The organism is Pseudomonas sp. 2848 (assembly GCF_003253945.1).
Taxonomy (GTDB): domain Bacteria; phylum Pseudomonadota; class Gammaproteobacteria; order Pseudomonadales; family Pseudomonadaceae; genus Aquipseudomonas.
The window spans coordinates 27309-50666 of record NZ_QKZD01000007.1 but is presented as its reverse complement, the minus strand read 5'-3'; the positions used below and the strand labels follow the sequence as shown (position 1 = coordinate 50666).

The following is a 23358-nucleotide window of genomic DNA, read 5'->3' as shown; positions in this document are numbered from 1 at the left end:
GCCAGCCCGGCTAGCCCACTTCGAATAACGCCATGGCCTCGACATGCGCCGTCTGAGGAAACATGTCGAGAATCCCGGCCCTTTTTAACCGGTACCCCTGCCCGACCAGCACTTGCGCGTCACGCGCCAGCGTGGCCGGATTGCACGATACGTAGACCAGCCGTTTCGCACCCAGCCGGGCGATGCCCTGCACCACCTCGAAAGCCCCGTCGCGCGGTGGATCCAAGAGTACCGCAGAAAAGCCCTCGGCAGCCCATCCGGCGCCCGCCAAAGGCTGCGATAAATCGGTCTGAAAAAACCGTGCGTTATGCACATTGTTGGCGTGGGCGTTGGCCTCGGCACGGCTGACCATCGCCTGCACGCCTTCCACCGCAACCACCTCGCGCGCCTGACGCGCCAGGGGCAAGGCAAAGTTGCCCAGGCCGCAGAACAGGTCCAGCACCCGCTCATGCGCCTGGGGCGCCAGCCAGGCCAAAGCCTGCTGGATCATCAAGGTATTGACCTGGGCATTGACCTGGACGAAGTCGCCCGGTCGCCAGGCCAGCTCCAAGCCCCAGGGCTCCAGGGCAAAGCCCAGTTGCGCCGTAGCCTCCACCGGTGCCGGCTCGCCCTCGCCTTGTAGCCACAACTGGGCGCCGGCTTCGCGGCAGAATGCCTCGAGCCGCGCCAGGTCTTCACTTGGCAAGGGCGCCACATGCCGTACCAACACCGCCTCGGCGGTACCGCTGAACAGCTCCACATGCCCCAGCGCCTGCGGCTTGCTCAAGCTGCGCAACACGGTCGGCAGGTGGCGCATGATCGCCTGCAAGGGCTGTACCAGCACCGCGCAGTCGTCGATGGCAACGATGTCCTGGCTAGCCTCGGCGCGGAAACCGACCTCCAGCTGACGCGCCTTGGTATCCCAGCGTACAGCTACTCGCGCCCGGCGGCGGTAGCCGAATTCCGGTCCGCACAAGGGAACAGCCCACTCTTCGGGCTGCACGCCGGCCACCCGCTGCAACTGCTCGGCGAGCAGGCGCTGCTTGAGCGCCAGCTGGCCGTCATGGGGCAGGTGCTGGAGGTTGCAGCCACCACAGCGGGCGTAATGCCGGCAAGGCGCTTCACGGCGCTCGGGGCTGGCCTGGAACACCCGCTCCAGGCGCGCCTCGACCACCTTGCCGCGCGCGGCAAGTACCCGCGCCTCGACGTCCTCGCCGCCCAGCGCGCCGCTGACGAACCAGGTGCGCCCCTCGCTGAAGGCGATGCCGCGGCCGTCACCAGCCACGCGCTCGATCAGCAGGCGCTGCTTCTTGCCCACCGGCACTTGTGCGACACGGTTGCCGCCGGCCGGCTGGAAGCGCAGGCCGGTGTTGCTTTTCTTTCTGGACATCAGGTCGGATCGAACAGGCCGGTGGAAAGGTAACGGTCGCCGCGGTCGCAGATGATGGCGACCATCACCGCGTTCTCGACTTCACGGGACAGGCGCAGCATCGCCGCCACCGCCCCACCGGAGGATACGCCACAGAAAATGCCCTCTTCGCGGGCCAGGCGACGGGTGGTTTCCTCGGCCTCCTGCTGGGACATGTCGACCACGCGGTCGACCCGGGTGGCGTCGAAGATCTTCGGCAGGTACTCGTGGGGCCAACGGCGAATGCCCGGAATGGCCGAGCCTTCCATCGGCTGCAGGCCAATGATCTGCACCGCCGGGTTCTGCTCCTTGAGGTACTGCGAACAGCCCATGATGGTGCCGGTCGTGCCCATGGAGCTGACGAAGTGGGTGATCGTGCCCTGGGTCTGCTGCCAGATCTCCGGGCCCGTGCTGTTGTAGTGCGCGATCGGGTTGTCGCCGTTGGCGAACTGGTCAAGCACCAGCCCACGGCCTTCGGCCTGCAGTTTTTCCGCGAGATCGCGAGCCCCTTCCATGCCCTCTTCCTTGGTCACCAGGATCAGCTCGGCGCCATAGGCGGTCATGGCCGCCTTGCGTTCGGCGGTGGAGTTGTCCGGCATGATCAGGATCATCTTGTAGCCCTTGATCGCCGCTGCCATGGCCAGGGCGATGCCGGTATTGCCGGAGGTGGCTTCGATGAGGGTGTCGCCAGGCTTGATCTGGCCACGCAGTTCGGCACGGGTGATCATCGACAACGCCGGGCGGTCCTTGACCGAACCTGCCGGATTGTTGCCTTCGAGCTTGAGCAGCAAGGTATTGCTGGTGTTCCCGGTGATGCGCTGCAGGCGAACCAGCGGCGTATGGCCGACGCAGTCGGCGATGGTTGGGTACTGCAGGGTCATGGGCGTTTTCGCAATCCGGACGGCAGGGGCGCCTATCATACCGGCAAACCCGGCGCGGCCATATCACGCAATTGTCGGTGGTTATAGCGGGTAGCTATAAGGAGTTACTTCCTGGCCGCGGGCTTGCCCGCGCCGGACCAACCGATGGCCCCGCTTCATGGGCAGGCAGGCGCATGCACAGGCGTAGGCCACGCTCGCCATTGACCGCCCACACCAGCCCACCCTGGCGGCGGATCGCATTGCGGGCAATGCTCAAGCCCAAGCCGAAGCCACCGTCCCCGGGCCGTGCCCCGTCCAACCTGGAAAACGGCGCGAAGATCCGCTCGAGGTCTTCCTCGGCCACGCCACCGCCGTCGTCCTCCAGGTCGATACGCCAATACCCGCCTTCACGCCAGCCGCCCAGACGCACCACCCCCGCCTCGGGCGAGTGCCGGATGGCGTTGCGCAGCATGTTCTCCAGCGCCTGGGCAAGGTCGTTGAGGCTGCCCCGCACCCAGCAGTCCGCTGGCAACGCACAGCGCAACCGCCCAGGTGCCCAGCCGCTTTCGTAACAGGCATTTTCGCTGAGCAGGTCCCACAGCGCCGGCACCTGGATCGGCTCCAGGTTCAGCGGGGCGCGCTCGGCATCCTGCCAGGCCAGCTGCAAGGTGTCTTCGACCAGTTGCTGCATGCCGTCCACCTCGCGGTGCAGGCGTTCACGCAGGCGCTGCAGGTCGGTCTCGCCGTCGCAGGCCACGCGCAGGCGGCTGAGCGGCGTGCGCAGCTCGTGGGACAGGTCGCGCAGCAACTGCTGCTGCAAGGCCACGGTGCCCTGAAGGCGCTCGGCCATCTGATCGAAGGCACGGGCCAGTTCGCCCAGCTCGTCCTTGCGCCGGGTGGTGCGCGAATCCAGGCGCGCCGCCAGCTGGTCGGCGCGCCAGGCGTTGGCCTGTTCACGCAATTGATTGAGCGGCACGATCAGCATGCGGTACAGGCCCACACACAACAGCAAGGTAAACAGTCCAGGGATGATGCCATTGGTGACGATGCGCCAGAACAACCGGTACTGGCCCGGGTTGAAGCGTTCCGGCAGCTCGATCACCAGCATGCCCTGCTCCGGCGCGCCGGGGAACGGCAGACGCAACCACGGCTGGCCGATACTGCGCCGGCTCATCGGCCAGTCGACGCCGCGCAGGCGGGTCAGGCGCTGGGCCTGCCCGGCGGTCAGGTCGGCACTGCCCAACGGCTGCAGGTCGCCATCGAGCACTCCCACCCAGCCTTGCTCGCGCCCACGCATCCCGGCCAGCCAGGCGTCGACACCGTCAGCGCCGCCGCTGCGCCAGGCCTGCTCCGCCTCGGCCGCGTAACCCCGCAGCACTTGACGCGCAGTTTCGGAAAGGAAGGCGTCCTGGGTCTCCATATGGCGACCCCAGCTGTAGCTGAGGCCGATCATCAGCAGACAGAAGCCCACCAGCAGGACGGTCAGTTTCCAGAACAGCGAATGGCGATCGAGCACGGTTCAGTCGGCCTCGCCCACGCCGAACACATAGCCCTTGCCCCAGACGGTGCGGACCTGCCGCTCGTGATAGCCGATGGCCTTGAGCTTGCGGCGGATCTGGCTGACGTGCATGTCCAGGCTGCGGTCATGCCGCGAGTAGCCACGCTGCAGCACCTGCTGGTAAAGGAACGGCTTGCTCAGCACCTCATCCTGGCTGCGATGCAGGGTGTCGAGCAGGCGGTACTCACTGGGGGTCAGGCCGGCCCAGGCGCCAGCGAGGCAGACATCGGCCGCCTGCTCATCGAAGCGCAACTGCCCCGCCGCCGCCTCGCGTGGCGCCAGCGCCCGCCGCTCGAAGGCCACCCGGCGCAGGATCGCCTCGATGCGCACCCGCAGCTCGGCGAAACTGAAAGGCTTCGGCAGGTAGTCGTCCGCTCCCCGCTCGAAACCGCTGATACGGTCGGCCTCGGCCCCCAGCGCGGACATCAGGATGACAGGCGTGGCGCTGCACCGGCGCAGGCTGGCCAGGGCATCCAGGCCATTGAGGCCGGGCAGCAGGATATCCAGCAGAACCAAGTCGAAGACCTGTCGCCCCGCCGCCTCGAGGCCTTCCAGGCCACTGCGGCACCAGGTCACTCGGAAACCACCGCGGCGCAGCTCTTCGTGCAGGTAGGCACCCAGCACGGGGTCGTCCTCGATGGCCAGGATATTGGTGGCGTGAATAGCTTCAGGATGCATTGGCAACTGCCATCGATTCTCAGTTGCGTGATTATTGGGCAAGCGCTCCTGGCAAGGCAACCATTGCCCGACTGACGCACCATCGAGGGACCAGCCTCACTTGGCAAACAAAAAGCCTTACAAATGCCCCCGGTGCGGAGTAACGTTCCCGCTGATGCGCGAACAGCGCTTTTAAAGGCACATGACAGGAGACAGGTGTGCTCGACCGTTTGGGAATCCGCAGCCGCGTCCTGCTGCTGGCCTTGCTCCCCGCCAGCCTGATGGCCCTGGTGCTGGGCAGTTACTTCACCTGGTTGCAACAGAGCGACCTGCGCACGCAGCTGCTGCAACGCGGCAAGATGATCGCCGAGCAGTTGGCGCCCCTGGCGGCGCCGGCGCTGGCCCGCCAGTCCCCGGCGCAACTGGAGCGCATCGCGGCCCAGGCCCTGGAGCAGGTCGACGTGCGCGCCGTGGCGTTCCTCGCCGCCGACCGCACGCGCCTGGCCCACGCCGGCCCCAGCATGCTCAACCAGCCGCCCAGCGGCGGCACCGGCACGCAGCTGCTGCAGCGCACCGGCAACGATGCCACCCGTTACCTGATGCCAGTGTTCGGCCATCACCGCGACCTGGCCACCGACGCCGTGCCCGCCGAAGCCGAGCGCCTGCTCGGCTGGGTGGAGATCGAGCTGTCACACGACGGCACCCTGCTGCGCGGCTACCGCAACCTGTTCACCAGCCTGCTGCTGATCCTCGCCTGCCTGAGCCTTACCGCGCTGCTTGCCCTGCGCATGAGCCGCACCATCAACGACCCGATCAACCGCATCAAGCACGCGGTCAACCAGCTCAAGGACGGCCACCTCGACGAACGCCTGCCGGCCATGGGCAGCCACGAGCTCGACGAACTGGCCGCCGGCATCAACCGCATGGCCGAGACCCTGCACAGCGCCCACGAAGAGCTGCAGCACAGCATCGACCAGGCCACCGAGGACGTGCGCCAGAACCTGGAAACCATCGAGATCCAGAACATCGAGCTGGACATGGCGCGCAAGGAGGCCCTGGAGGCCAGCCGCATCAAGTCCGAGTTCCTCGCCAACATGAGCCACGAGATCCGCACCCCGCTCAACGGCATCCTCGGCTTCACCCACCTGTTGCAGAAGAGCGAGCTCAGCCCGCGCCAGCTCGACTACCTCGGCACCATCGAGAAATCCGCCGACAACCTGCTGGGGATCATCAACGAGATCCTCGACTTCTCCAAGATCGAGGCCGGCAAGCTGGTGCTCGACAGCATCCCGCTCAACCTGCGCGACCTGATCCAGGACACCCTGACCATCCTTGCCCCGGCCGCCCACGCCAAGCAGCTGGAGCTGCTCAGCCTGGTCTACCGCGATACCCCGCTGTCGCTGGTGGGCGACCCGTTGCGGCTCAAGCAGATCCTCACCAACCTGGTGAGCAATGCCATCAAGTTCACCCGCGAAGGCACCATCGTCGTGCGCGCCATGCTCGAGGACGAGCAGGAAGACAGCGTGCAACTGCGCATCAGCGTCCAAGACACCGGCATCGGCCTGTCGCCGCAGGATGTGCGCACCCTGTTCCAGGCCTTCAGCCAGGCCGACAACTCGCTGTCGCGCCAGCCCGGCGGTACCGGCCTGGGCCTGGTGATCTCCAAGCGCCTGATCGAACAGATGGGGGGCGAAATCGGCGTCGACAGCACGCCGGGCGAAGGCTCGCAGTTCTGGATCAGCCTCAACCTGCCCAAGGCCCACGACGACACCGAGGAGCAACCCGCCCAGGCCCTGGTCGGCCGTAGCGTGGCCATCGTCGACGGGCACGACCTGGCCCGCCAGGCGTTGGAGCACCAACTGGAGGACTGCGGCCTGGCGGTCAGCGTGTTCGCCTCCTGCGACCAGCTGCTGCACGGCGTGCAGGCGGCTAGCCAGGCCGGGCAGCCGTTCGAGTTCGCCGTGCTCGGGGTCAACCTCGGCAGCCTGGCGCCGGAACAATTGGGGCAGTACCACCAACAGCTCGAGCGCCTGGGTTGCCAGTGCGTGGTGCTGTGCCCCACCACCGAGCAACCGCTCTACCATCCTTACCTGCCCAACGCCCACGGCCAATTGCTGGCCAAGCCCACCTGCACGCGCAAGTTGCGCCGCCTGCTGCTGGAACTGGTACAACCCCGCCGCCCAGTATGCGAGCAGCGCAGCAACGGCGGCCAGCGCATGCCCAAGCTCCTCTGCGTCGACGACAACCCGGCCAACCTGCTGCTGGTGCAGACCCTGCTCGAAGGGATGGGCGCCGAGGTACTGGCGGTGAACAGTGGCTATGCCGCGGTGCAGGCCGTGCAGGACGAGCCCTTCGACCTGGTGCTGATGGATGTGCAGATGCCCGGCATGGATGGCCGTGCCTGCACCGAACAGATCCGCCAGTGGGAGGCCAGCCAGAGCGGTCCGCCCCTACCCATCGTGGCCCTCACCGCCCACGCCATGGCCAACGAAAAGCGCGCCCTGCTGCACAGCGGCATGGACGACTACCTGACCAAGCCGATCAGCGAGCGCCAGTTGGCCCAGGTGGTGATGAAATGGACCGGCCTGAGCCTGGGATCACCGCCGCAGGAGCGCCCCAGTGAGCGCCTGCCCGACAGCAGCGAGCTGAAGGTGCTCGACCCGGAGGAAGGGCTGCGCCTGGCCGCCGGCAAGCCGGACCTGGCGGCGGATATGCTGGCCATGCTCCTGGCCTCGCTGGAGTCCGACCGCGAGGCCATCCAGGCCGCTCGCGACGCGGCCGATCGCAATGCCATGATCGAACGGGTACACCGACTCAACGGCGCCTCGCGTTATTGCGGCGTACCGCAGTTGCGCGCGGCCTGCCAGCGCAGCGAGACCTTGCTCAAGCAGGACAGCCCCCAGGCATTGCAGGCCCTGGACGAACTGGACCAGGCCATCAGCCGACTGGCCGAGCAGGCGCGCGAAAGCGCCTGAATCCCCCATAGGCTTCGCAAGAGTCGTGGGAGCGGCGGTGCGTCTTGCCCCGCGACAGGGCCGTCACAGATCAATACCCGATCTACCTGACGGCCTAGACTGTTGCCGACTCACAGAAGGAAGCCCCCATGCGCGCCCTGTTGTTCAGCAGCCAGCACTACGACCAGGAAAGCTTCACCCGCGCCGCCAGCGCGGGCGCCCTGGAGCTGCACTACCAGCCCGCCCGCCTGACCCTGGACACCGCAGCCCTCGCCCAGGGCTTCGAGGTGGTCTGCGCCTTCATCAACGATGAACTCGACGCCCAGGTCCTGCAGCGCCTGGCCGCCGGCGGCACACGCCTGATCGCCCTGCGCTCGGCCGGCTACAACCACGTCGACCTGGCCGCCGCGCAGCGCCTCGGGCTCAGAGTGGTGCGTGTACCGGCCTATTCGCCGCACGCCGTCGCCGAACATGCCGTGGCGCTGATCCTGGCCCTCAACCGCCGCCTGCACCGGGCCTACAACCGCACCCGCGAAGGCGATTTCACCCTGCACGGGCTGACCGGCTTCGACCTGCACGGCAAGACCGTCGGCGTGGTCGGCACCGGCCAGATCGGCGCGGCCTTCGCCCGCATCATGGCCGGCTTCGGCTGCCAGCTGCTGGCCTACGACCCCTACCCCAACCCTGAGCTGGTCGCCCTCGGCGCCCGCTACCTGGAACTGCCCGAGCTGCTGCGCCAGGCACGCATCATCAGCCTGCACTGCCCGCTCACCGAGCACACCCGCCACCTGATCAACGCCCAGAGCCTGGCCCAACTGCAGCCCGGCGCCATGCTGATCAACACCGGCCGCGGCGCGCTGGTCGACACCCCGGCACTGATCGACGCGCTCAAAAGTGGCCAGCTCGGCTACCTGGGGCTGGATGTCTATGAAGAGGAGGCGCAGCTGTTCTTCGAGGACCGCTCCGACTTGCCGCTGCAGGACGACGTGCTGGCACGGCTGCTGACCTTCCCCAACGTGATCGTCACCGCGCACCAGGCGTTCCTTACCCGCGAGGCCCTGGATGCCATCGCGGCCACCACCCTGGACAACATCTCCCGCTGGGCGGCAGGCAATCCGCAGAATCTTGTAAACGGTTGATGCTAGTGTGGTGCTTTGCAAATACGCCCCATAAATCGCGCGTGATTTTTGTGCTCAAGCAAGGCGTCGCGACGAGTCGTAGCCCAGCTACGGCGAGGAGCGACAACGCAGCATGAGCGCAAAAAGCGCCGCGAATTAGGGTCGTTATTTGTGAAGCACCACACTAAGATACGCGGCATTTCTGGAGGACCCATGGTCGAACACGATTTCCGCTACACCCTTTTCAACCCGCAACACACCCTGATCGAGTGCCGCGCGCTGGTACCGGGCCGCTATCAGGTCACCGGCAACGGCGGCTCGATCCAGAAAGGCGACGCGCTGCTGGTTTCGCTCAAAGGCAGCAAAACCCTGTCCATGCGCCTGACCGTGGACAGCGTGCGCCACCTGATCAACCCCACCGGGCAGTGGGTGGCCGTGGCCCAGGGGCCAGTATTCAACGAACTGGAAATCCACGAGTGGCAAGTCAAGTGCGACGGCTGCGACGCGGTGCTGGACTTCGAGTTCGCCGTCGAAGCCAAGCTCGGCAAGAAGGGCCACGCCCCGGCAGCCACCGCCCGTGTCCAGGAGCTGGGCTGGGCCAGCCAGGGCGACAAGCACCTGTGCCCGCAGTGCCAGGAGCGCGCCTGAGTGAAACAGCTGCTGACCGGCGTGCTGATCGCCACCGGCCTGATGGGCTGCGCGTCGCAACCTTCGAAGCTGCAGCAGGAGCAAAGCTACCTGCTGGAGTGGATCGGTGAACGCCCGCTGATCGACTACAGCCACCTGACCCTGACCCTGGCCAGCGATGGCCGTGCCTATGGCAATGCCGGCTGTAACCACTGGTTCGCGCCCTATACGCTGGACGGCGAGCACTTGAGCTTCGGCAAGGTCGGCAAGACCCGCAAGCTGTGCGCGCCAGCGCTGATGGACCAGGAGAAACGCTTCCTGCAGGCGCTGGAGACGGTGCAGCGCTGGGACGTGTCGCCAATCGAGCAGATCCGCTTCTGGCCGGCCGAGGGCAAGCCGCTGCGGTTCTGGCCTGAGGAAGGCTGAAACCATCGCGGAGCAAGCACGCTCCCACGTGGGGGCGGGCTTGCTCCGCGATGCTGGAACTCAGGCGCCGCCCTTGAGCGCCCTGATCTTCGCCTGCAGCCCTTCAAGCGTCTGCTCGCCCAGCAGTTGCTCGCGCACCTTGCCCTTGTCATCGATGATATAGGTCACCGGCAGCGCCTCGCTGCGCGGCAGCTCATAGCGCTCGGCCGGGTCTTGCGCGAGCACGGTGAAGCCGATGCCGAGGGTCTCGGCGGCAGCCTTGAGGTCGGCACCCTGCAAACCATCGAAGTTCACCCCCAGCACCCGGATACCCTGGTTTTCCCACTGCTTGGCAGCAGCATTGAGTTCAGGTATTTCGGTACGGCACGGGCCGCACCATTCGGCCCAGTAGTTGAGCACCAGCCAGTGCCCCTCGACCTGTTCGGCCTTCACCGTATTGCCGTGCTGGTCCACGCCGTAGTCCGCACCGCAGCCGCCGAGCAGCAGGCTCGCGGTGATGGCCAGTGCAGCTGCCAAACGCCTTGCCATGGGTCAATCCTTCTCGAAGTTTTCAAGCATTGAAGTCGGTCGCTGCGGTTAGAATAGCCGCCACACCCAGCTGGATGCGACCCGTCATGACCGATCTGACCCTCTATCATAACCCGCGCTGCTCGAAATCCCGCGGCGCCCTGGAACTGCTCGAAGCGCGCGGCCTCGCACCGACCATCGTGCGCTATCTCGAGACCCCGCCGGACGCCGCCACCCTCGAACAGCTGCTCGCCAAGCTGGGCATCGGCGCGCGCCAACTGCTGCGCACCGGCGAAGACGAATACAAGGCACTGGAGCTGGCCAACCCAGCCCTGAGCGACGCTCAGCTGATCAAGGCGATGGTCGAGCATCCCAAGCTGATCGAACGCCCGATCCTGGTCGCACGCGACAAGGCCGTGATCGGACGCCCACCCGAGAAGGTCCTGGAGATCCTGCCGTGAGCGAACCCTACATCCTGGTGCTGTACTACAGCCGCCACGGCTCGACCAGCGAGATGGCCCGGCACATTGCCCGCGGCGTCGAGATGGCCGGCCTGGAGGCGCGCCTGCGCACGGTGCCGGCGATCTCCACCGAGTGCGAAGCCGTGGCCCCGGACATCCCGGCCAGCGGCGCGCTGTACGCCACCCTCGACGACCTGCGCCACTGCGCGGGCCTGGCCATGGGCAGCCCGACCCGCTTCGGCAACATGGCCGCACCGCTCAAGTACTTCCTCGACGGCACCAGCAGCCTGTGGCTGGGCGGCGAGCTGGTGGGCAAGCCAGCGGCGGTGTTCACTTCCACCGCCAGCCTGCACGGCGGCCAGGAAACCACCCTGCTGTCGATGCTGCTGCCGCTGATGCACCACGGCATGCTGGTCACCGGCCTGCCCTACAGCGAGTCGGCGCTGCTCGATACCCGCGGCGGCGGCACCCCATATGGGGCCAGCCACCATGCCGGCGCCGACGGCAAGCGCGAGCTGGACCAGCACGAGATCACCCTGTGCCGCGCCCTCGGCCAACGCCTGGCCAACACCGCCAAGGCCCTGGGTGGCCAGCGTGGCTAGAAAACCCAAGGTGCTGCCGCCACTGGAGTGGCTCGCCCCACGCGTACGGCTGACCCGCGCCCTGAGCCTGGCTTGCTTCTTCGGCCTGATCGCCCTGCTGGTGGTGAACAACCTGTGGTTCGCCAACCTGCACGGGGCGCGGGTCGAAGTGATCCTGGCCATCGAGCTGATCCCCCTGCTGCTGCTGCTGCCGGGCATGCTGATGGGCAGCGCCCGGGCGCATGCCTGGACCTGCTTCGTGGTCAATATCTACTTCATCAAGGGCGTGCTGGCCGCGTTCGACCCCGCCCGAGCGCTGTTCGGCTGGGTCGAGGTGCTGGTGAGCCTGGGGCTGTTCGTCAGCGGCTTGCTGTTCGTGCGCTGGAAGTTCCAGCAGGATCGACGCCTGGCTGGCGAAGGTGCCTGAACGTATCGGGGCCGCGTTGCGGCCCCGGCGATCTCAATGGTTGACGGTATGCGCCAGCATCACCGACAGCTGGCACAGCGGCCGACCGCTTTCGGCGTGCCACTGATTGAACGCCTGCTGCACCAGCGCCAGGTCACGCAGGCTGGTCGGCGGCTTGTCGATGATCTTCTGGGCGATCAACGCGGCGGCCATGTCGTCGGTGGGGATGAAGGTGTCCTTGCCGACCATGCGCAGGAAACGCGGAGCCGATAGTCCGCCCAGCTGGTTGCCATGCTTGGCCAGGTACTTCCACAGCCCGACGATATCGGTCTCGGGCCAGTCGGCGATGAACGCGCCGAAACTGCCCTTCTCCTTCGCCACGTCGAGGATCATCTGCGCATTGCGCGGCACGCTCTTGAGCTTGCCCAGGTGGCGGATGATGCGCTCGTCCTGCATCAGCCGCTCCAGGTGCTCGGCGCCCATCAGCACCACTTTCTCCGGGTCGAAGCCAAAGAACACCTGCTCGAACGCCGGCCACTTGGCATCCACCAGGCTGTGCTTGAGCCCGGCGCGGAACACGCGCAGGGCCAGGGTCGACAGGTAGCGGTCGTCGGTGATGTCGCGCAGCTGCGCGGGTGTGCGCGGCTGCGGCAGGAAGGCTTCCAGCGCCTTGGCCGAACCGAAGCGGTTCAGGCAGTACTCATGCAACCACTGGTAGTCGCGCATAAGATCAGATGTTCAGCACGTCGAGGAAGCGCGGGGTGGCGCTCTCGTCGATCTTCAGGCTGGTGAAGTCGAACAGGTTGCGGTCGGCCAGCTGCGACGGCGCGACGTTCTGCAGGGCGCGGAAAATGCTCTCGGTGCGGCCAGGGTGCTTGCGCTCCCACTCCACCAGCATGTCCTTGACCACCTGGCGCTGCAGGTTTTCCTGCGAGCCGCACAAGTTGCACGGGATGATCGGGAATTCCTTCATGTCCGAATACGCCTGGATGTCCTTCTCGCTGCAGTAGGCCAGCGGGCGGATCACCACGTTGCGCCCGTCGTCGGCACGCAGCTTCGGCGGCATGCCCTTGAGCGCGCCGTTGAAGAACATGTTGAGGAAGAAGGTCTCGACGATGTCGTCGCGGTGGTGCCCCAGGGCCATCTTGGTCGCGCCGATCTCGTCGGCGAAGGTGTACAGGGTGCCGCGGCGCAGGCGCGAGCACAGCGAGCAGGTGGTCTTGCCCTCGGGCACCAGCTCCTTGACCACCGAGTAGGTGTCCTTCTCGACGATGTGGTACTCGACGCCCAGTTCCTTGAGGTAGGCCGGCAGCACGTGCTCGGGGAAGCCCGGCTGCTTCTGGTCCATGTTCACCGCGACGATCTCGAACTTGATCGGCGCCACCTTCTGCAGGTGCAACAGAACGTCGAGCATGGTGTAGCTGTCCTTGCCGCCGGACAGGCAGACCATGACCTTGTCGCCATCCTCGATCATGTTGAAGTCGGTGATGGCTTCGCCGGCGAGGCGACGCAGGCGTTTTTGCAGTTTGTTCTGGTTGACCGAGAGGGTGCCCATAGCGCTTGAATCCGCGAGGTGTGACAAAAGCCGGCTATTTTACGCACAAACCGGGCGGCGCAGTAGGTGAATCCGATAAAGACTTCAAGGGAATCAACCACGTCGCTGACAGCGCGATTTGCTCTAAAAAGCCGGTTTTGTGCGGGAATCCGCTTCCTATACTGCGACATAAGGCCACATTGGCGCAGCACCTGGTGTCCTGGCCTCGGGCCATAGGCGCTCCATCCGGGGGGCGTTTGGCAACGACGATAGGAGTGACCCGTATGATTCATCACGTTGTTGGGCTGTTCACCCACCCCGACCAGGAGTGGCGGGAGATTCGTGGCGAGGACGAAAGCATCAGCCACATGTACCTGACGCACACGCTGATCCTGGCGGCGATTCCCGCCGTGTCGGCGTTCATCGGCACCACCCAGGTCGGCTGGGTGATCGGCGAGCGGCCAGCCGTGATGCTGACCATGGAAAGCGCGTTATGGATGAGCATCATGTCCTACCTGGCGATGCTCGCCGGCGTGGCGGTGATGGGCGCCTTCATCCACTGGATGGCGCGCACCTACGACGCCAACCCGAGCATGGCGCAGTGCATCGCCTTTGCCACCTACACCGCCACCCCGCTGTTCATCGGCGGCCTCGCGGCGCTGTACCCGCACCTGTGGCTGGGCATGCTGATCGGCACGGCGGCGATCTGCTACACCGTGTACCTGCTGTATGTCGGCTTGCCGACGTTCATGAACATACCGTCGGATGAAGGCTTCCTGTTCTCCAGCTCGGTGCTGGCGGTGGGCCTCGTGGTTCTGGTGGCGATCATGGCCGCGACCGTGATCATCTGGGGACTGGGCGTGGGGCCCGTCTATACCAACTGAACGCATACCAACCAGATCCAACCAACACTGGGGCATCACCGAGGCCGCCGCAAGGCGGCCTCGCTTCGTGTGCCTGACCGGCGGCTCGGCAGCCGCCCGCTGCCTGCGGCATAATGCCCGGTCAGGAGAACTACCCCGCCATGCCCGAGCTGCTCAGACAACGCGTCGAAACCTGTTACCAGCAAGCCGAAACCTTCTTCAAACGCCCCTTCCCGCGCCCGCAGGTCAGCTTCAAGCTGCGCGGACAGAAGGCCGGCGTCGCCCACCTGCACGAGAACCTGCTGCGCTTCAACCTGCAGCTGTACCGCGAGAACGCCGAAGACTTCCTGCGCCAGACCGTGGCCCACGAGGTCGCCCACCTGATCGCCCACCAGCTGTTCGGCGAGCGCATCCAGGCCCATGGCGAGGAGTGGCAGTTGATCATGCGCGGGGTGTACGAGCTGCCGCCGAACCGCTGTCACAACTACGAAGTGCAGCGGCGCGTGGCGACACGTTACATCTACCGTTGCCCGTGCCCGGAAAGCGATTTCCCGTTCACCGCCCAGCGCCACAAGCTGGTGCGCCAGGGGCGGCGCTACCTGTGCCGGCGCTGCCGGGAGATCCTGGTGTACAGCGGCGAGACGCGGGTCGAATAATCGTCAACGCATGAAAAAGGCGACCCGAGGGTCGCCTTTTCGCATTTCAACTCACACTCAACGCGCCGGGCCTTCGGCCACGCCCAGGTCGTCGGTCGGACGGGTGTCGATCAGCGGCGAGCCGCCAGACGCCAGTTCGGCCTGCAGGGTGTCGGTGTCCAGCTCCTTGACCCACTTGGCCACGACCACGGTGGCCACGGCGTTGCCGATCAGGTTGGTCAGTGCGCGGGCTTCGGACATGAAGCGGTCGATACCCAGGATCAGCGCCAGGCCGGCAACCGGCAGGTGGCCGACGGCCGACAGGGTGGCGGCGAGGACAATGAAGCCGGAACCTGTGACGCCCGCGGCACCCTTGGAGGCCACCAGCAGCACCAGCAGCAGGGTGATCTGGTGGGTGATGTCCATGGTGGTGTCGGTGGCCTGGGCGATGAACACCGCGGCCATGGTCAGGTAGATCGAGGTACCGTCCAGGTTGAACGAGTAGCCGGTCGGGATCACCAGGCCAACCACCGATTTCTTCGCGCCCAGGCGCTCCATCTTGGCCAGCATGCGCGGCAGGGCCGACTCGGAGGACGAGGTGCCCAGGACGATCAGCAGCTCTTCACGGATGTAGCGGATCAGCTTGATGACGCTGAAGCCATGGGCGCGGCAGATACCGCCCAGCACGACCAGGATGAACAGCAGGCAAGTGATGTAGAAGCAGGCCATCAGGTAGCCCAGCTGCACCAGCGAACCCACGCCGTACTGGCCGATGGTGAAGGCCATGGCGCCGAAGGCGCCGATCGGGGCCAGCTTCATGATCATGTTGATGATGTTGAACATGACATGGGCGAAGCGATCGATCAGGTCCAGCACCGGCTTGCCGTAGCTGCCCAGGCGGTGCAAGGCGAAGCCGAACAGCACCGAGAACATCAGCACTTGCAGGATGTCGCCGTTGGCGAAGGCGCCGACCACGGTGTTGGGGATGACATTGAGCAGGAAGCCGACGGTGGTCTGCTGCGCGCCGGCGGCGGCATAGGCAGCCACGCTGCTGGCGTTGAGGGTGCTCACGTCGACGTGCATGCCGGCACCCGGCTGCACCACGTTGACTACCACCAGGCCGATGATCAGGGCGATGGTGGAGACGATCTCGAAGTACAGCAGCGCGTAACCGCCGGTCTTGCCGACCGACTTCATGCTTTGCATGCCCGCGATGCCGCTGACCACGGTACAGAAGATGATCGGCGCGATGACCATCTTGATCAGCTTGACGAAGCCGTCACCCAGGGGTTTGAGGGCTACGCCGGTCTCCGGGTAGTAGTGGCCGAGCAGGATACCGATGGTGATCGCGACGATCACCTGGACATACAGCGATTTGTACAGCGGCTGACGAGTCGTCATGGCTAATTTTTCCTCAAGTGGGCCGGCGCATCCTTCCCAGGATGTCGGGGCACCTGAATCGCGAACCCTCCTGTACCCGGAGGGATTTGTCGTTGTGTTCGAGCGCCTGGGCAGGCCTCTGCCAGGTGAATAGCAAGGGCGATGCCAAAGTGCCCGCTTGAGGTGCACAGCCAATGATTACAGGGTGTGAATGCCCCGGGACGGGGCGCAGTAGCCGGTAGGAAATGGCGGATTTCCGCCCGATGGCGGAAATCGTACAGGGCGGGTTGGCGGATTTCCGCCTCAGAGGTATTCAGTGGGACTTCCCGGTGGGAGCGGGCTTGCCCCGCGATGAGGACCGCTCCGGATGGCACCGACTTCGCAGGTATCGCGGGGCTAGCCCGCTCCCACGCACCGCCCCCTGCACTGGAAAGGCAGAATCAATCGAGCCGGAAAGCGATGCGGAACGCAGCCCCGCCCAACGGCGAATCGCCAAGGCTCAACTCGGCGTCGTAGCTGTCGATGATGTCCTTGACCACCGCCAGGCCGATCCCTTGCCCGGGGTGCTGGCGGTCCAGCCGCTCGCCGCGTTCGAGAATGCGCTCACGCTGGTCGGGCGGCACGCCCGGGCCGTCGTCCTCGATCCACAGCTCCAGTTGCCCCGGCGCTTCACACAGGCTGACCCGCACCTGCCCCAGGCACAACCGGTAGGCGTTCTCCAGCAGGTTGCCGAGCAGCTCGAGCAAGGCTCCCTGTTCCATCGGCACCCGCGCATCGGCCGGGAGATCGAAACCGACCTCGACGCGTTTGTCGCGATAGACCTTGGCCAAGGTGCTGCACAGGCTGTCGAGCAACGGCTTGAGCTCGACCTGGTGCTTTACCAGGCCACTCTTGCGCAGGCTGGCGCGCTGCAATTGGTAGTCGATCTGTTGGCTCATGCGCTCGATCTGGCTCTGCAGCACCCGCGCCTGCTCGCGGTCGCCCTGCTCCATGCTCTCGCCCACGCCCTGCAGCACCGCCAGCGGGGTCTTCAGGCTGTGGGCCAGGTCGTCGAGCGAGTCGCGGTAGCGCTGGCGCTGCTCACGCTCGCTGCGCAGCAGGCGGTTGAGCGAGCCGGTCAGGCGCAGCAGTTCGCGTGGGTGCTCGCGGCTCAGTCCATCCCTGGCGCCGCTCTCCACGTCGTCCAGCTCGGAGCTGAGCCGACGCAGCGAGCGCAGGCCCCAGGTCAGGCCGGCCCAGAGCAGCACCATCAGCGCGAGCAGCGCCGCGCCGAAGCCGAAGTAGAGTTTCTCGCGCAGGCCATTGAGGGTGTCCTGGTACTCGCGGACCGGTTGCAGGGCGACGATGCTGAACGCCGCGCTCTTGCCGCCAAGCAGCCTGACCTCGACGTCATAGACGAAGAACTCCTCGCCGTCGTCCTGGTGAATACGGGCGAATTCGTTGCCACGCCCGTCATAGCGCGGGTGGTAGTTGATGTTGCGGTTGCGCGTGGCCCGCGACTGCCACACCAGCTTGCCCTGGCGGTCGAAGATGTAGCCGAGCAAGCCTGTATACGGCAGGTTGAAGCGTTCGTCCGGCAGCAGCGCCGGCATCTGCAACTGGCCATGCTCGATGCGCGCGGCGGAAATCAGCGTGGTCACGTCCGAGGCCAGGCGCTGCTCGATGGACTCCTGCAACGCCAGGCTGAAGGCCTTCTGCAGCGCCGGCAGCAACGCCAGCATGAACAGCAGCGCCAGCAACGCCGCCGCCAGCATCAGGCGCACCCGCAGCGAACGGATCATCGGCAGCGCTCGGTGAACAGGTAGCCCAGGCCACGCACGGTATCGATCGGCTTGAAGCCGTTGTCGCCCTCGAGCTTGCGGCGCAGGCGGCCGACCAGCACCTCGATGACGTTCGGGTCGCGCTCCTCGTCGTCCGGGTACAGCTGTTCCATCAGCCGGTCCTTGGCCACCACCTGCTGGTGATGACGCATGAGGTACTCGAGAATGCGGTATTCGTAGGCGGTCAGCGCCAGCGGTTGCTCGTCCAGGGTGGCCTGCTTGCGGTTGAGGTCGAGCACCAGCGGGCCGGCGGCGATGGTCGACTGGGTGAAGCCGCTGGAGCGGCGCAGCAGGGCGTTCAGGCGCGCCTCCAGCTCTTCGAACTGGAACGGCTTGACCACGTAGTCGTCAGCGCCGGCGGCCAGGCCCTCGACCTTGTCCTGCCAGTTGCCGCGGGCGGTGAGGATCAGGATCGGGAAGGTCTGGCCAAGGTTGCGCAGCTGACGGATCAGGTCCAGCCCGCTCATGCCCGGCAGGCCCAGGTCGATCACCGCCAGGTCATGGTTGTACTGCTCGGCCTGGTACAAGGCTTCCTCGGCGTTGGCCACCGCCTGCACCACATGGCCGCCCTCGCCGAGGCGGGTGAACAGGTGATGACGCAGCAGCGCCTCGTCCTCGACCACCAGCAATTTCATGCAGTTCTCCTTTGAATAGCGAATGCCTGTACCGGCCTCATCGCGGGGCAAGCCCGCTCCCACGGGTCATGCACTCCTCGCGATGAGGCCGGCACAGGATAACAGCGACCTCAGAACTTGTAGCTTGCCGCCAGGTAGGTCTGCGCGCTGCTGGTCAGGCGCAGGGTGCCGTCCTTCGGCCCGCCGTGGGCGCCGATCTCGGTGGCGGCGTTGCTGCGCAGGTAACGGTAGCCCATCTCCACCGAGGCCTTGTCGGTGATTTCCTGGATCACGCCGGCCTGCAGGCCCACGGCATAGCCGTAGTCGGTGTCGCGGCTGGCGCCCGGCGAGTCCTGGGTCAGCTTGGTCATGCCCAGGGTGCCGCCGCCGAACAGCTTGGTGGTATCGCCCACCGGCAGGAACAGGTCGTAGCTACCGAGCAGGTTTTCCTGGCGTAGCTTGACGCCGCTGTGGTCACCCGAGACGTTGTCGTAGGTCATGTAGTAGCGGCCCTGGTCGTTGATCTTGCCCAGGCGCACGCCCCAGGTGCTGTCCTTGCCGATGATGCCGTCGGCGTTCAGGCCGTCGGTGTTGCGTTGCAGCAGGCCGGACTTGCGCACTTTGTCGCTGGTCTGGCCGTAGGTCAGGCTGGCGAAGTTGTCATCGGCCTGGGCGGCGGTGGTGAGGCCGGCGGCGCAAACCGCCATGGCGGCGATCAGGGTATTGAGCGTTTTCATGGTTCAGGTACTCCGGGTTGGATGCGTTGTTTCTGTCTGGGGACTAGAGTAGGGAGGGCGCCCTGAACCCCTGCTGAACCCGGCCTGAACCTGGGCTGAACGAACCGAACAAGGAGCTCGACCATGCGTACCCTGCTTGCACTGGCCCTGTTGTGCGGCGCCACCCTCGCCCAGGCGGCGGTGCAGACCCGCGAGATCCCCTACCAGGATACCGACGGCAACCGCCTGATCGGCTACTACGCCTACGACGACGCCGTCGAGGGCAAGCGCCCGGGCGTGGTGGTGGTGCATGAATGGTGGGGGCTGAACGACTACGCCAAGCGCCGCGCCCGCGACCTCGCGGCGCTGGGCTACAACGCCCTGGCCATCGACATGTACGGCGACGGCAAGAACACCGAGCACCCCGCCGATGCGCAGGCGTTCATGGCCGCGGCAATGGAGGACCCAGCGGCCGCCGCCCGGCGCTTCGATGCCGGGCTGGAGCTGCTGAAGATCCAGCCCAACACCAACAAGCACCAGCTGGCGGCCATCGGCTACTGCTTTGGCGGCAAGGTGGTGCTGGACGCGGCGCGCCGCGGTGAGAAGCTCGACGGCGTGGTGAGCTTCCATGGCGCGCTGGTGACCCAGACGCCGGCCAAGCCGGGGGTGGTCCGGGCCAAGATCCTGGTAGAGCATGGCGAGGCCGACAGCATGGTCACCCCGCAGCAGGTGGCGGCGTTCAAGGCGGAGATGGATGCGGCCAAGGCGGACTACAAGTTCGTCGGGATCCCGGGGGCCAAGCATGGCTTCAGCAACCCGGATGCCGACCGCTTGAGCCATGGCGAGCATGGTGGGCCGGATATCGGCTATGACAAGGCGGCTGACGAGAGCTCGTGGAAGGATATGCAGGCGTTCCTCAAGACGGCGTTTGACTGAAGGGCTCTTGGCGGGCAAGTCGGGTCGCCGCACCGCCGCTCCCACGCCGAAAAACAACGCGACTCGTGGGAGCGGCGGTGCGGCGACCCGACTTGCCCCGCGATGACGTCCCGGTGATTTGCGCCAGCGATCACGGCTGGCACAATATCGACCATGAACAGACTCCCCACCTGCTGCGCCCCGCTCCAGCACCATTGGCCCCTGCCACGCCCGGTCCCCGGCGCGGTGCTGGTCAGCTGCGCCTTCGACCCGACCCGCCTGGCCGCCGACGACTTCCAGCGCGCCGGCATCGAACAGACCGCCAGCCTGCAACGCTCGGTGGCCAAGCGCCAGGCCGAGTACCTGGCCGGCCGAGTCTGCGCCCGTGCTGCCCTGCAACATCTGGATGGCCGCGACTACGCGCCCGCTGCCCACGAAGACCGCTCGCCCATCTGGCCCGCCGGCATCCACGGCTCGATTACCCACGGCCAGGGCTGGGCCGCCGCCGTGGTGGCTACCGAGGGCCAATGCCGCGGCCTGGGGCTGGACCAGGAAACCCTGCTCGGAGAAGACCGCGCCGAACGCCTGGCCGGGGAGATCCTCACCCCCGCGGAGCTGGAACGCCTGGACCGCAGCCAACAGGCCCTGGCCGTGACCCTGACCTTCTCGCTCAAGGAAAGCCTGTTCAAGACGCTCTACCCGCTGACGAAAAAGCGCTTCTATTTCGAGCACGCCGAACTGCTGGAATGGTCCAGCGACGGCCACGCCCGCCTGCGCTTGCTCACCGACCTGTCGGCCGAGTGGCGCCACGGTGTCGAACTCAATGGCCAGTTCTGCCTGCAGGACGGCCACCTGCTCAGCCTGATCAGCGTTTAATCGCGTGGCTGCTCCCGCGGCCAGCTCAGGCTGAAACACGCCCCGCCCAGCTGCTCGCTGTGCCCGACCAGGGCGCGGCCGCCGTGCCAGTAGATGATCCGCCGGACGATCGACAGCCCCAGGCCATGCCCGCCCGAGGCCCGGGTGCGGCTGTCGTCGAGGCGGGTGAAGGGGGTGAAGATGCGGTGCCACACGCCCTCGGGAATCCCGGGGCCGTCGTCCTCCACATCGATGCGGCAACGCTGCTGTCCCAGGTGATAGCTCACGCGCACTTCGGACTCGGCATGGCGCATGGCATTGCGCACCAGGTTCTGCAGGGCCCGGTGCAGGTAGCGCGGCTCGGCCTCGACCCGAGCATCACCGCCGTCGAGCCCGTGGCATTCGCCGCGCACTACCCGCACCTCGGCGCGCAGCGGCGCCAGCTCCTCGATCACTCGCGCCAGCAGCTCGTCCAGGTCCACCACCTGGAAATGCAGGGCCGGCGCGCCCTGCTCCAGGCGGGCGTAGGTCAGCATCTCGTCGACCAGCTTGTCCAGGTCCTGGATATCGCCGTCCATGCCCGCCAGGTGCTTGGCCCGGGCAGCGTCGGTGCTGGCGCTCTCGATCATCTCCAGGCCAAAGCGCAGCCGCGCCACCGGCGTGCGCAACTCGTGGGACACCGCCCGCACCAGCTCGCGCTGCATGGTCAATGAACGTTGCAGGTGCTCGGCCATGCCATTGAAGGCCTCGGCCAGGCGCCCCACCGAGTCGGCATCGCCGGCCGGCACCCGGGTGTCCAGGCTGCCCTGGGCGATGCGCGTGGCCGCCACCTCCAGGCCGGACACCCGCCGCTCCAGTTGGCGCACCAGCAGGTAGACCACCAGGCCGATCAGGCACAAGCCGAGAAAGGCGATCAGGATCAGCAACTGCGGCGGATAGGGGTTGAGCTGATACAGAGGGCCGATCTCCAGCACCCAGGGCGAGCCGGACAGCCCCGAGAACACGCGGATCGAATCACCGTCCCGGCCCAGGGCCATCACCGTGTCGCCCTCCTCCACCCGGCGGCGCTGGTCGTCGTCCAGGGCGGCGCGCTCGATACGCTGCAGGGCGATGTCGAAGCCGAAACCCTTGCTCTGCCGAAGCTGTGCCAGGCAAGCCTGCTGCTCGGTCACCGGGTAGCGCACCAGCTCATCGGCCAATAGATAAAGCGTGGCACGGGCCAGCTGCTCGCTGATCTGCTTGACCTCGGCCACCAGCAGCAGGTCTTCGTGGCCGACCCGACGCAATACCCGGGCGGCATGCGGGCCGGTCTTTTCCACCACCACCAGATCGCGGTACAGCCGTGCCCGCTGCCCGCCGTCGAGGGTGAACGCCGACAGCGGCTGCAGGTCCAGCGGCACGCCGAGCAGGCGCTCCCAAATCACCAGCGAACGGGTGCGCTCCACCGCGTTCTGCTGCGCCAGGTTGTCGGCCATCAGGCTGAAGGTGCCCTGGGCCAGGCGCTCGCGGTGCTGGCCAGCACGGATCTCGTTGAGCAGGTGCAGGCTCAGCACGCCGAGCACGGCCACCAGCACCAGCACCGCGAGCATGCCGCCATAGATACGCAGGAAGATCGAGTTCATGGCGCCTCGCCGACGAACAGGTAGCCCTTGCTGCGCAGGGTCTTGATCAGCCGCGGGGTGATCGGGTCGTCGCCGATCTTGGGGCGGATCTTGGAGATGCGCACATCGATGGAGCGGTCCTGGCCGTCGTAGCCGACGCCGCGCAGCGAGGTGAAGATCTCCTCTCGGGACAGCACGCGCCCGGCGTTGCTGGCCAGCAGCCAGAGCAAGTCGAATTCGGCGCCGGTCAGGTCGACCAATTGGCCGTGCAGGCGCGCCTCGCGCTGGCGGCTGTCTATATGCAGGGGGCCGAAGGTCAGGTCCTGGCGGCGCTCCGGGGCGTCGCTGCGGCGCAGCAGGGCGTTGATACGCGCCAGCAGCACGCGCGGGCGCACCGGTTTGCATACGTAGTCGTCGGCGCCCAGGTCCAGGCCCTGGACCTGGTCGAGCTCGTCGCTGCGGGCGGTGAGCATGAGGATGGGGCCGGCGTACTGGCCGCGCACGCGGCGGCAAATGCTCAGGCCGTCTTCGCCGGGCAGCATCAGGTCGAGGATCACCAGGTCCGGCTGGCTGTCGATGATACGCCGCGCGGCGCGGCCACCGTCGCCCTCCACCGCCACTTCGAAGCCGTTGGCCTGGAGGTATTCGGCAGTCAGTTCGGCCAGGCGCTGGTCGTCCTCGACGATCAGGATGCGGTTGATTGGCTGGTCCATGGCCTCCCCTTTTTCTGGTTATTGTCTGGCCTTGTGTTGTCCGTGCCCCGCGATTAGGCCGGCACAACCCTTTGATTCCAGCGCAAATCCGCCTTCACCAAAGCGCAACATCAGCCCCGGATACTACGTCCCGCTCCCACCCCTGCCAACTACCGCAAACAGCCCTCGAC

The 23358-nt window shown here is 66.4% G+C and carries 24 protein-coding genes; 11 read left to right on the top strand and 13 right to left on the bottom strand.

What is annotated here, in order from left to right:
- Positions 1-10: 10 nt before the first annotated feature.
- From rlmD to DFS21_RS15070, 4 genes are all read right to left on the bottom strand, one after another.
- Positions 11-1369, bottom strand: a complete 1359-nt coding sequence (gene rlmD, locus DFS21_RS15085) for a 23S rRNA (uracil(1939)-C(5))-methyltransferase RlmD (protein WP_111532586.1) — start codon at positions 1367-1369, stop codon at positions 11-13.
- On the bottom strand, positions 1369-2268 hold the full coding sequence (cysM, locus tag DFS21_RS15080) for a cysteine synthase CysM (RefSeq protein WP_110701169.1): 900 nt from the start codon (positions 2266-2268) through the stop codon (positions 1369-1371). The genes rlmD and cysM overlap by 1 nt, the downstream gene beginning before the upstream one ends.
- A 94-nt stretch (positions 2269-2362) precedes the next feature.
- Complete coding sequence (locus tag DFS21_RS15075; protein ID WP_110701171.1) at positions 2363-3763, bottom strand: sensor histidine kinase; 1401 nt, start codon at positions 3761-3763, stop codon at positions 2363-2365.
- 3 nt (positions 3764-3766) lie between these two features.
- Positions 3767-4483, bottom strand: a complete 717-nt coding sequence (locus DFS21_RS15070) for a response regulator transcription factor (protein WP_110701173.1) — start codon at positions 4481-4483, stop codon at positions 3767-3769.
- A 197-nt stretch (positions 4484-4680) separates the two neighbouring features.
- On the opposite strand from DFS21_RS15070, the gene DFS21_RS15065 reads away from it, so the two are divergent.
- The 4 genes from DFS21_RS15065 (at position 4681) to DFS21_RS15050 (ending at position 9587) form a co-directional block, all read left to right on the top strand.
- The gene (locus tag DFS21_RS15065) at positions 4681-7437 is read left to right on the top strand and encodes a response regulator (RefSeq protein ID WP_110701175.1); all 2757 of its coding nucleotides are present in this window, start codon (positions 4681-4683) and stop codon (positions 7435-7437) included.
- Positions 7438-7565: 128 nt separating this feature from the next.
- On the top strand, positions 7566-8555 hold the full coding sequence (locus DFS21_RS15060) for a 2-hydroxyacid dehydrogenase (protein WP_111532585.1): 990 nt from the start codon (positions 7566-7568) through the stop codon (positions 8553-8555).
- A gap of 192 nt (positions 8556-8747) precedes the next feature.
- Positions 8748-9182 carry a hypothetical protein gene (locus tag DFS21_RS15055; protein WP_046854523.1) on the top strand — a complete coding sequence of 145 codons (435 nt, stop codon included), beginning with the start codon at positions 8748-8750 and terminating at the stop codon, positions 9180-9182.
- A complete protein-coding gene (locus DFS21_RS15050) occupies positions 9183-9587 on the top strand; it encodes an META domain-containing protein (protein WP_023632210.1) in 405 nt (134 codons plus the stop codon).
- A gap of 60 nt (positions 9588-9647) precedes the next feature.
- Here the strand turns inward: DFS21_RS15050 and DFS21_RS15045 are convergent, their stop codons facing one another.
- Positions 9648-10115, bottom strand: coding sequence for a TlpA disulfide reductase family protein (locus DFS21_RS15045; protein WP_110701181.1), 468 nt, complete (start codon positions 10113-10115; stop codon positions 9648-9650).
- 86 nt (positions 10116-10201) lie between these two features.
- Here DFS21_RS15045 and arsC point away from each other — a divergent pair, with 86 nt between their 5' ends.
- Genes arsC through DFS21_RS15030 form a run of 3 tightly spaced genes read left to right on the top strand, consistent with a single transcriptional unit; the run spans position 10202 to position 11563 of the window.
- The gene (arsC, locus tag DFS21_RS15040; protein WP_111532584.1) at positions 10202-10555 is read left to right on the top strand and encodes an arsenate reductase (glutaredoxin); all 354 of its coding nucleotides are present in this window, start codon (positions 10202-10204) and stop codon (positions 10553-10555) included.
- Positions 10552-11157 (top strand): NAD(P)H:quinone oxidoreductase, encoded by a 606-nt coding sequence (gene wrbA, locus DFS21_RS15035; RefSeq protein ID WP_046854520.1) that lies wholly within the window; start codon positions 10552-10554, stop codon positions 11155-11157. The genes arsC and wrbA overlap by 4 nt, the downstream gene beginning before the upstream one ends.
- Positions 11150-11563, top strand: coding sequence for a DUF2069 domain-containing protein (locus DFS21_RS15030; protein WP_031315197.1), 414 nt, complete (start codon positions 11150-11152; stop codon positions 11561-11563). Before wrbA ends, DFS21_RS15030 begins: the two co-directional genes overlap by 8 nt.
- A 33-nt stretch (positions 11564-11596) precedes the next feature.
- Here DFS21_RS15030 and DFS21_RS15025 read toward each other — a convergent pair whose 3' ends face one another.
- Both DFS21_RS15025 and ttcA read right to left on the bottom strand, forming a co-directional pair.
- Positions 11597-12268, bottom strand: a complete 672-nt coding sequence (locus DFS21_RS15025; RefSeq protein ID WP_110701187.1) for a DNA-3-methyladenine glycosylase I — start codon at positions 12266-12268, stop codon at positions 11597-11599.
- 4 nt (positions 12269-12272) lie between these two features.
- Entirely contained in the window at positions 12273-13097 is an 825-nt protein-coding gene (ttcA, locus tag DFS21_RS15020; protein WP_023630777.1) for a tRNA 2-thiocytidine(32) synthetase TtcA, read from the bottom strand.
- Between the two features lie 263 nt (positions 13098-13360).
- Between ttcA and DFS21_RS15015 the strand changes: the two genes are divergently transcribed.
- Together DFS21_RS15015 and DFS21_RS15010 are read left to right on the top strand one after the other, a co-directional pair.
- Positions 13361-13960: a Yip1 family protein gene (locus DFS21_RS15015; protein WP_023630778.1), complete on the top strand. Its 600-nt coding sequence runs from the start codon at positions 13361-13363 to the stop codon at positions 13958-13960.
- Positions 13961-14100: 140 nt separating this feature from the next.
- Entirely contained in the window at positions 14101-14595 is a 495-nt protein-coding gene (locus DFS21_RS15010; RefSeq protein ID WP_046854519.1) for a SprT family zinc-dependent metalloprotease, read from the top strand.
- Positions 14596-14652: 57 nt separating this feature from the next.
- Here DFS21_RS15010 and DFS21_RS15005 read toward each other — a convergent pair whose 3' ends face one another.
- The 4 genes from DFS21_RS15005 to DFS21_RS14990 form a co-directional block, all read right to left on the bottom strand.
- A complete protein-coding gene (locus DFS21_RS15005) occupies positions 14653-15975 on the bottom strand; it encodes a dicarboxylate/amino acid:cation symporter (protein ID WP_102683610.1) in 1323 nt (440 codons plus the stop codon).
- 419 nt (positions 15976-16394) lie between these two features.
- Positions 16395-17735: an ATP-binding protein gene (locus tag DFS21_RS15000; RefSeq protein WP_111532583.1), complete on the bottom strand. Its 1341-nt coding sequence runs from the start codon at positions 17733-17735 to the stop codon at positions 16395-16397.
- Positions 17732-18409, bottom strand: a complete 678-nt coding sequence (locus tag DFS21_RS14995) for a response regulator (RefSeq protein WP_023632177.1) — start codon at positions 18407-18409, stop codon at positions 17732-17734. The genes DFS21_RS15000 and DFS21_RS14995 overlap by 4 nt, the downstream gene beginning before the upstream one ends.
- Positions 18410-18519: 110 nt before the next feature.
- The gene (locus DFS21_RS14990; protein WP_023632176.1) at positions 18520-19125 is read right to left on the bottom strand and encodes an outer membrane beta-barrel protein; all 606 of its coding nucleotides are present in this window, start codon (positions 19123-19125) and stop codon (positions 18520-18522) included.
- A 123-nt stretch (positions 19126-19248) separates the two neighbouring features.
- Here DFS21_RS14990 and DFS21_RS14985 point away from each other — a divergent pair, with 123 nt between their 5' ends.
- Both DFS21_RS14985 and DFS21_RS14980 read left to right on the top strand, forming a co-directional pair.
- Complete coding sequence (locus DFS21_RS14985; RefSeq protein WP_111532582.1) at positions 19249-20040, top strand: dienelactone hydrolase family protein; 792 nt, start codon at positions 19249-19251, stop codon at positions 20038-20040.
- 153 nt (positions 20041-20193) lie between these two features.
- Positions 20194-20895: a 4'-phosphopantetheinyl transferase gene (locus tag DFS21_RS14980; protein ID WP_111532581.1), complete on the top strand. Its 702-nt coding sequence runs from the start codon at positions 20194-20196 to the stop codon at positions 20893-20895.
- Here DFS21_RS14980 and DFS21_RS14975 read toward each other — a convergent pair.
- Together DFS21_RS14975 and DFS21_RS14970 are read right to left on the bottom strand one after the other, a co-directional pair.
- Positions 20892-22496, bottom strand: a complete 1605-nt coding sequence (locus DFS21_RS14975) for an ATP-binding protein (RefSeq protein WP_111532580.1) — start codon at positions 22494-22496, stop codon at positions 20892-20894. The two genes, DFS21_RS14980 and DFS21_RS14975, sit on opposite strands and share 4 nt — an antisense overlap.
- Complete coding sequence (locus tag DFS21_RS14970) at positions 22493-23188, bottom strand: response regulator transcription factor (protein WP_111532579.1); 696 nt, start codon at positions 23186-23188, stop codon at positions 22493-22495. Before DFS21_RS14970 ends, DFS21_RS14975 begins: the two co-directional genes overlap by 4 nt.
- Positions 23189-23358: the final 170 nt, after the last annotated feature.

Bases quoted from the DNA above. Each gene is read 5' to 3' on its own strand.
- rlmD (WP_111532586.1), bottom strand. From the start codon at position 1,369: ATGTCCAGAAAGAAAAGCAACACCGGCCTGCGCTTCCAGCCGGCCGGC.
- cysM (WP_110701169.1), bottom strand. From the start codon at position 2,268: ATGACCCTGCAGTACCCAACCATCGCCGACTGCGTCGGCCATACGCCG.
- DFS21_RS15070 (WP_110701173.1), bottom strand. From the start codon at position 4,483: ATGCATCCTGAAGCTATTCACGCCACCAATATCCTGGCCATCGAGGAC.
- DFS21_RS15060 (WP_111532585.1), top strand. From the start codon at position 7,566: ATGCGCGCCCTGTTGTTCAGCAGCCAGCACTACGACCAGGAAAGCTTC.
- DFS21_RS15055 (WP_046854523.1), top strand. From the start codon at position 8,748: ATGGTCGAACACGATTTCCGCTACACCCTTTTCAACCCGCAACACACC.
- DFS21_RS15045 (WP_110701181.1), bottom strand. From the start codon at position 10,115: ATGGCAAGGCGTTTGGCAGCTGCACTGGCCATCACCGCGAGCCTGCTG.
- arsC (WP_111532584.1), top strand. From the start codon at position 10,202: ATGACCGATCTGACCCTCTATCATAACCCGCGCTGCTCGAAATCCCGC.
- DFS21_RS15025 (WP_110701187.1), bottom strand. From the start codon at position 12,268: ATGCGCGACTACCAGTGGTTGCATGAGTACTGCCTGAACCGCTTCGGT.
- ttcA (WP_023630777.1), bottom strand. From the start codon at position 13,097: ATGGGCACCCTCTCGGTCAACCAGAACAAACTGCAAAAACGCCTGCGT.
- DFS21_RS15015 (WP_023630778.1), top strand. From the start codon at position 13,361: ATGATTCATCACGTTGTTGGGCTGTTCACCCACCCCGACCAGGAGTGG.
- DFS21_RS15010 (WP_046854519.1), top strand. From the start codon at position 14,101: ATGCCCGAGCTGCTCAGACAACGCGTCGAAACCTGTTACCAGCAAGCC.
- DFS21_RS15005 (WP_102683610.1), bottom strand. From the start codon at position 15,975: ATGACGACTCGTCAGCCGCTGTACAAATCGCTGTATGTCCAGGTGATC.
- DFS21_RS15000 (WP_111532583.1), bottom strand. From the start codon at position 17,735: ATGATCCGTTCGCTGCGGGTGCGCCTGATGCTGGCGGCGGCGTTGCTG.
- DFS21_RS14995 (WP_023632177.1), bottom strand. From the start codon at position 18,409: ATGAAATTGCTGGTGGTCGAGGACGAGGCGCTGCTGCGTCATCACCTG.
- DFS21_RS14990 (WP_023632176.1), bottom strand. From the start codon at position 19,125: ATGAAAACGCTCAATACCCTGATCGCCGCCATGGCGGTTTGCGCCGCC.
- DFS21_RS14985 (WP_111532582.1), top strand. From the start codon at position 19,249: ATGCGTACCCTGCTTGCACTGGCCCTGTTGTGCGGCGCCACCCTCGCC.
- DFS21_RS14980 (WP_111532581.1), top strand. From the start codon at position 20,194: ATGAACAGACTCCCCACCTGCTGCGCCCCGCTCCAGCACCATTGGCCC.
- DFS21_RS14975 (WP_111532580.1), bottom strand. From the start codon at position 22,496: ATGAACTCGATCTTCCTGCGTATCTATGGCGGCATGCTCGCGGTGCTG.
- DFS21_RS14970 (WP_111532579.1), bottom strand. From the start codon at position 23,188: ATGGACCAGCCAATCAACCGCATCCTGATCGTCGAGGACGACCAGCGC.